1 protein-coding gene is annotated in these 8,403 nt (G+C 36.5%); it reads right to left on the reverse strand.

Annotated features, from left to right (window positions below; genetic code table 11):
• On the reverse strand, positions 1-8,167 hold an 8,167-nt coding region (locus Q0138_RS02340), incomplete at its 3' end, for a right-handed parallel beta-helix repeat-containing protein (RefSeq protein WP_297980397.1).
• Positions 8,168-8,403 lie beyond the last annotated feature (236 nt).

The raw sequence follows: 8,403 nt of genomic DNA on the forward strand, positions 1-8,403 counted from the left end.
TTGCCAAAGCATTGCCATTGGAGTCAACAAGCTTGAAATTGAAGTATTCACCATTCCTGCCGTCAAGAACAGTATTGATTGCATTGGTAGTCATATTATTACAGATAATCTCTGTAGCCAATTTATCAGGAATGTTTCCGCCAACAGGAACGTTTGCATCAGAATTGTCTACAAATCCGGTTACATCAAACTTGAATGGATTGACGCCACTTTCAAAGGTGTTTCCACTTACATTGATGTCTCTTGTAGGTGCAAGAACTCCCCTTTCACTTTCAAGCTCAAGAATAGTGACTGATTCAGCAACAGTTCCTTCACTTGCAGTGACTGTATTGTTTACAATGCTTATCATAGGAACGTCAATTGATAAAGGACTTGTACCGTTAAGAGCCTTCGCCTTAACGAGAACATCTCCATTGTTTGCAACAAAATCAATTCCTTCAATAATTACCCTTTCAACTCCGGATTCAGAGACTGAAGGAATAATGAATAAAGGAGAACCGTCACCCATTCCAATGATTGTGGTTTGCTTGCCCTTCAATGTAATGTTTTTGTTTATCTCGATGTTTGATGCATTTTCATAAACATAGTTACCAAGATTGATAATGTCCCCATCACTGGCATTGTCAATAAGTTCCTGAATAATCCTTGCATCCCTTATGTTTGTAAGATTGGTGTCAGTATCGTTTGTGTCAGTGCCATTTGTGTCAGTGCCGTTTGTGTCGGTTCCATTGTCTGTACCATTGTCTGTACCGCTGTTTGCATTTACAAGAATGTTAACTGAAGTGTAGATAGGATAATATATTCCATCTCCTGCAAAGCTTACGATAGCATTGTATTCACCGACAACCAAGTCACTTAAGTCAACGCTTGCCTTACCTTGGGAATCGGTTAAAACACGATAGTCAAAGCTGGCAATGCTTACATTAATAATCTCATTTGGAAGTCCTATGCCGTTTGCAATTAAGGTGATTTCCAATGCGCCTGAACCTTCAGTGACAATTGTATCCTCAACATCCAATGCAAGAATGAGCTGATAGATTTCAATATTGCTTATCCTCTCTGAAGGCTCGAATTTATCGTTTCCTTCATAGCTAAGGTATGCAGTGTATTGGCCAATTGCCAATTCATTTAAGTCCAATTTATAAATACCAAGGTTATTGGTCATTACAGTCTCTTCAAGAACTGTGAAATTGTCCTCATTTGATAGAATTAAAATTTTAATCTCCTGAGATGAAATCCTATTTGTTCCATTCAATAAAACAATTTCAAGGCTTGCATTTGAAATGGATTGATTGATGTCTTCAGCCTCAATAGAGCTTTGGTACTTGTTGACAACTATATTAATCTCTTTTTCACAGGAAAGATAGTTCCCATCTCCTGCAAAGCTGATTTTTGCAGTGTAGTTGTTTGCACTTAGCTCACCAAGATTTACACTTGCAGCGCCGGTTGAAATGGTTTTGACAGTGTAATTATAGCTTCCATCATCGGATTGGATAACTACAGTCAATTCCTTATCTGCAAGAGGATCTTCTCCGCTTAACAATTTAATGTTTAAGTCTCCAGAATCGATTGTGCATTCTGTATCCTCTGCAATGATTTCAGTGACCAATCTATTGATGGTCAATTTGACTTTCATGCTGTCAAGGTCATAGGATGTATCCTCAAGGGCAAATGTGAGTATGCAGGAGTCTCCAGCCTCAAGTTCAACGAGCTCATTTATGTTAAAGCTTGCATATGAACCCTTTACCAATTTCTTATCTGAAAGGGTATAGGTCTGATTGTCCACTTTATAGCTTACAATAATGTATTGTCCGTCAAGGTCATTTGTAATTGTCCTGTATTTGTCCAATACGCTTAAATCGATGCTGTAGGAATCACCTAAGTCTGCAATTATATTGCTTTCATTTGCAGAAATGTAATAGTCTGAACCAAAATCGACATAGAATTTCAATGTCTGTTCTGTTGGCTCGAAGTAGATTGTCTCATTTCCTATTGCAAGAGGGGTGTAAATTGCAGTTGCAATTCCATCAATAACAGTTACAGTGCTTGAGATATCATCATCAAGATTGCCTAAAACAGCTGAAAGCTCTAAATCGAATTGAGCTATATTGTCCTCAAGCTTGTAGACCTTGTCGTTGTAGACATAATGGGTCAAGTCTGCAGTTACAGTGTAGGTAGGGCCTAAAATCACAGTGGTTTCATTGATTGAAGGTTCAAGAATTACCCATTTATCTGTAGAGATTATGGCGGAAACTATATTTGTTCCAATCTTGTTTCCTATTGGCCCTTCATTACTTAACCAGTAGTTGTATTCGGCATTGACCTTTTCATCAGGATAGGTTTCATTAAACCAGTTGAAGTAAATGTCATCACCATATCCTCCATCAACAATATTGTTTATGAATACATTGTAGTTGAAGCTTGCATTTCTTGCAACGTAAATTGCTCCGCCCTTGCCTCTTCCAAAGTTATCCATAAAGAGGGAGCGAGTAATGGTTACCTGACCTGATTCAACGCAGACAGCTCCTCCATAACTTGAAGTGTATGCGGTCGCACTGTTGTTTATGAATCTGCAGTTGTCTGCATACAATGTGGAACCTGAGGCACCATAAATTGCTCCGCCACGGAAACCGGCATGGTTATCCTGGAAGGTGGAGTTAAAAACATTCAGAGTGGAAGAGCTTAAATATATAGCTCCGCCATAGCTTCCTGCATTGTTTCTGTTGAAATTGGAATTGTTTACATAAACATAGGAGTTTACGGCACCAATAGCTCCGCCCCTACCGGATGTAGATGATTCTGTAAGATAGAGGTCACCGAAATTGGTGTTGTTAATGTTTAATATGCCGCTGTAGGTGTAGATGACTGCAGTGACAGTTTCCAATGCAGAGTCCCTGAAGGTACAGTTGTTAATGTTTACAATACCGAATTGATTATAGATAAAGAAACCTCCATATCCGTTTGCGTTTTCAAAGGTCAATCCTTCAAGATTAAGCCTTACATTTTCCTGTTCTATTTCAAAGAGGTAACGTCCTGAAAGGTGCAATACAACCTCATCACTGCCATTTGCCTTAACAGTTAGGCTTTTTGTCAGGTATTCATAGCTAACATCATATTTTCCTTCAATAGCTATGATTGTATCCCCCTCATTTGCAGCGTCAACAGCCTGTGCCAAGGTTTCATAACCGACATCATTTACAAAGAATCCTAATTTGATGGATCTGACTGTACCTGTCTTGACTTGGCTTTTATCGTTTCCATTTGAGTAGGAACCTGAAATCACATAGCTGTTTTCAGTGTTTGGAACTGTGTAAAGCACAGTTGCAATTCCCTTATCAACACTGGCATTTCCAATTATGGCGGCACCTGCAATAAATTCAAGTTTTCCACCGCTTATAAGGTTATCCATATCGTCACTTACTACTGCAGTCAAGTTTGTTTGGGTAGCCTTAGGAATTTCCACAGTCTTATTGTCAAGATATACGATTTTAACATTCAAGCTGGCATCATAAACATGGATTGCATTTTCTACAGGAGATGAGTCGGAATTATTGATTATATTGTTGCTTAAGTAATAATCTCCGCTTGCAAGATAAATTACGCCATTTGCATCCCCATCATTATCAATGAAAACATTATCATGAATGTCTGCATCTGTAGCCAAGTATAATGCAGCTCCATTATCTGCACTTGATGACTTGACAACTATATTATATATCATCAAATCACCCCAATCAGCATAGATTGCTCCACCATTATCTGAATTTCCGTTGATTAAAGTCAAACTTGTGATTATTACAGGAATGTCTGCAGAATCTGCTGAATCTGATATCTTAAATATCCTTCCATTTTCACCGGCATCAATGATTACATTATCAATTGAACGTCCCTGAATGGTAACAGCCTTGTCAATGCTTAAGTCACTTTCATTATATAATCCATCATCAATGAATATGATGTTTTTCACATCATTCACTTGGGTCAATGCAAAGCCAATGCTTGCATAAGGATTGTCATAGGTTCCTAATCCGCTTGTATCTGATCCGGTATTTGAAACAAAGATGACAGAGTCGCTTTGCATTACATCAAACTCAAGGAATTGGTCACTAGGTTCGATATAGACATATACATGAACATTTTCAATAGGGGCAATGTATTTTGCAATTCCATGACCCTCAACAAGTTCAACGGTGGAGTCGATTTCCCCTTTTGTAGCGTTTAGCTCAAATATATAATCAGGCATGAGTTCTTCAAGGTCCTTGACATTTTCACCGTCGGTGTAACGGCTTAAGTCAACATGGATATCGTTTGTGGAACCTGCAATAAGCATGTTCTCATCACTTGAAATGTCTAGAATAACCCAGTTTTCAACACTTGAATTTGCAAAGTTGTATACAGGCTTTTCATTTGATTCCCAATAGTTGTATTCCAAATCATTTTCTTCAAGATAATATCCGTCTCCAATATAATCCCAGTAGTTTCCGCTCACACCAGTATTGTTTATGAATAGACAGTAATTGATATGGTTTTCAAGAGCCTTTGACCAAATTGTAGTATTCAATCCCAGGTTATTTGCAAAGACTGAATGGCTAATGTTTAAGGTAGCACGTGAATGGATTACAGCAATTGCTGATGCTCTAGGACCTGTAATGTTAATAAATCTTGAGTTGTTCACTGTTAGGCTGTCACCGACATAAACTGCAGCATAATTATAGGTTACAGTTCCTATATAGAATGAACCTAAAATATTTGTGAAATTGGAATCGTAAATTTCAACAGGACTGCTTGAATAGATTACAGTACCGTTTCCTCTTCCTGAAATATTGTCAAATGTGGAATTTTTAACTGTTAATCTGGAATAGTCATAATAAACATATACAGCACCGCCAGTATTTACATTGGAAAGGTTTCTGAATTCACAAGAGTCAATGGTCAATTCTGAATAATCCCATAGGAAAATGGCAGCTCCCTGTGCACTGTAATTTGTTAATGCATTGTTTTCAAAAGTACAATTGATTAGAGTAATATTACCTCTGGCCTCAATAAGACCGCCATAACCTGTAGAGCTACCATTTGTAAAGGTTAAATTGATTAAATTAACTTTTGAATTTTTTGTAATGTTAAAGATCTTGGAATTTGAACCTTTTAAGGTGATTTCTCCATTATTGAGAGCCTTGATTGTAAGGCTTTTATCCACAACTACCTGATTAATTGTGTATGTGCCTGGAAGACCATAGATTACATCATTTGCCTTAGCAGCTGCAACAGCATCACTTAGGTATTCATAGGAGGAACCTCCTTCAATAAACCAGTGATGGGAAACTGTGTGAATGTATCCTTTTGTTAAGCTATAGTCATCACTTGCACCGTCATATACACCCCATACCATTAAATCGCTGCTTGTGATTTCACTTACTGTATAATCAATGAGGGCAATTCCATCGACTATTGGAGAACTGCCTATCATATCATCATTTACATAAAATATTATATTTCCGCCGCTGATTGTATTGTTTAAATCATCTGTAACGCTTGCATTCAAGCTAAGGGTCTGGTCAAGATAAGCGTTTACTGTATCGCCCTTCATGAAAACAAGTTTAGCATTCACTTTAGAATCCTGCAGATAAATCTTATCCCCATCATGAGCCTCATTTCCGCCCATATTGTTTTGGGTCATTTTTACAAGGGTCTCATTTAATGCAATTGCTCCACCATATGAATTGGCAGTATTTTCAGCAAAGATATTGTTTGAAAGATTGATTTGCTTATCTCCGCCATAAATATAGGCTGCCCCACCATTTTGAGCAATGTTTACATTAAGGAAATTGTTCTTTATCTCAATAAGCCCATTCTTGGAATTGTCAACATAGACAGCTCCACCATTTAAGCTGGCGTTATTGTATTCCAATCTGGATGAATCCAATACTAAATTAGCCTTTACTGCAAGGGCACCGCCATTATTAGCAGAGCCATTTGTGAAATTGGAGGAGGAAATAATATTTTCGCCACTGCCTAGAAGCATGATGGCTCCACCATATTCATCTGCAGTGTTGTTGATGAATTCAGAATCTGAAATAATAAGATTGGCCTCTGAATATATTGCTCCACCATTTTCTGCGGAGGAATTAATGATTTTCACATTGTTTAGGCTTAGATTGGTACCGTCAAGAACATAAATTGCTCCTCCATCGGATTCAGTCTTTCCATTTACAAGGCTAATGTCCCTTATGACAACATCAAGATCCTTTGAAATGCTGAAGATTGGCCCATTGCCTTGAGCATCAATGATTACATTGTTTTCACCATTGTCAATTGATAGAATGCTTACTGATTTGTCAATGAGAAGATTGGATTCATTGTATCTGCCTGGCTTGATGTAAATTATATTCCTTGAAGAGCTTACCTTGCTTAATGCAAATTCAATTGTTGCATATGGAGCATTTAAGCTGCCGTCATTATCATTGCTACCATTTTCTGCAACATAAATTGAGGATGATGCATCAGCCAAGACAGGGAATGAAAATTCATCGCTTACATTATTGATTTTAAGGATTTCTGTACCTGCATCCTGACTGTTATAGTTAATGACTCCAGTTCCATTCACAATTTGGAGCTCATAGCTTTCTGTATTGGAAAGGCTAGGAATGACTGTTAGATTGATGTCATTTAAACTGTCTGCAGAACTTATTTCGCCTGCCCGATTTTTAATTTGATTAAGGGAGAATGTGATTTCCTTATCAAAGGTGCATATTACATCGCCATCTGTATCAAGGTCCAATATGTACCAATTGTTTACGGTAACATAATCCATGCGTACCAAACTTTCATTTACACCATCATTGGAGCCCCAGTAGTTATAGTTTGCATAAATAGGTTCCAATGCCAAAATATCATTATATCCATAGGAAGCTCTTGAATTTACACTGTTGTTTAGGAAAATACAATTATAGATGTCTGCTTCTGAATTGATTAGAATTGCTCCTGAAACTCCTTTAATTGTAGTTCCTGTGTAAAAACCAGTTTCCTGACCGTTAATGAAAGTGCAGTTTGCAATTTCAACATATTCCCCCTCGGATGCAATTGCTGCTGCACCAGAGGAAGAGCTTGAATAACTTGGAGAATAAGTGGAAGTGCAGGAGTCAAATAGGGTATTTGTGATTTTTCCTTCTGCTTTATAGGTCAAATAGATTCCAGCAGCATAATCAGAACTCTTTAAATTCTTAAATACGGAATTGTTTACTGACAAATAGGATTGGGTAGCAAAAATCATTGGCTCACTTAAGGTAGAGTCAATAAATTGACAATTTTCAATTAAAACGTCAGAACCCCATGAATATACTGCACCGCCATAACCATAGGAACGAATATTCTTAAAATTACAATCACTTAATTCCAAAGTTCCTCCTGAAATATGGGTTACTCCAATAGCTGTAGAGATATTTTCAAAGACTGATGAGCTAATTTTTACTTTTGCACCGCTTTTGTCACTATAGATTACCCCGCCATAACTAGTAGCAAGATCTGTTGTGATATTTGAAAATTGACAGTTGTTAACAGTTATATCGCCATAGCCGAAAACTGCAGCTCCTCTCATTCCGGAACCAAGAGAGATTCCGCTAAAGACAAGATTTTCCAAAGTCAATGAACATCCGCTATTTAAGTAAAATATATTCTTGCCATAGGATTTTAAGGTCATGTCACCTAAGCTTTGAGCCTTGATGCAAATATCCTTATTAATGGTCAGGTTGCTTAGATATTCACTGCCGGCTTCAATACAGACAATTGTATCATTGGAACTTGCAGCTGAAACCGCTTCATACAGGGTATCATAACTAGTTCCCAAATTCTCATTTGACCATACTGAGCCATCATTTAATTTATTTGATTCCAAACTGTTTTTAAAACTGGAATCCTTGGAAATAACATCATCAGCGATGTCATTTTCATCACTTAAAATATTATCATCACTATAAACTATAGAATCAGAAATATCATTTGATACTTGAGAATCAACAGAAGACAATGCAAGACCATCAATATCATAGGATGAATTGTCTGCAATGTCTATAGCGGATGAATCTCCAGCAAAAGAAGAAGGTATTGCTAAAAATAAAACTAAGATAAAAGCAATTAGGATTACCTTCCCGTTTAATAATTTGTTTAACATAATTCTCTCCATTAATATAGTTTTTTTAAGTCAAATTAAATAATATTAAATTAATTTTAGATAAATAAAATCATGAATAAAAATTAAAAATGAAAAATGAAAAATTAATTAAAAAGAATAGTATAAAACTATTCTTTTATAAATCATTATTTCTTTTGTTTTAAAACAAAAATCAATTCAAATACTTTATTGAATTAACTAATTAAAACTAATTAAAACTAATTAAAACTAATTAA

Source organism: uncultured Methanobrevibacter sp., from assembly GCF_937906425.1.
In the GTDB taxonomy this organism is placed as follows: domain Archaea; phylum Methanobacteriota; class Methanobacteria; order Methanobacteriales; family Methanobacteriaceae; genus Methanobrevibacter.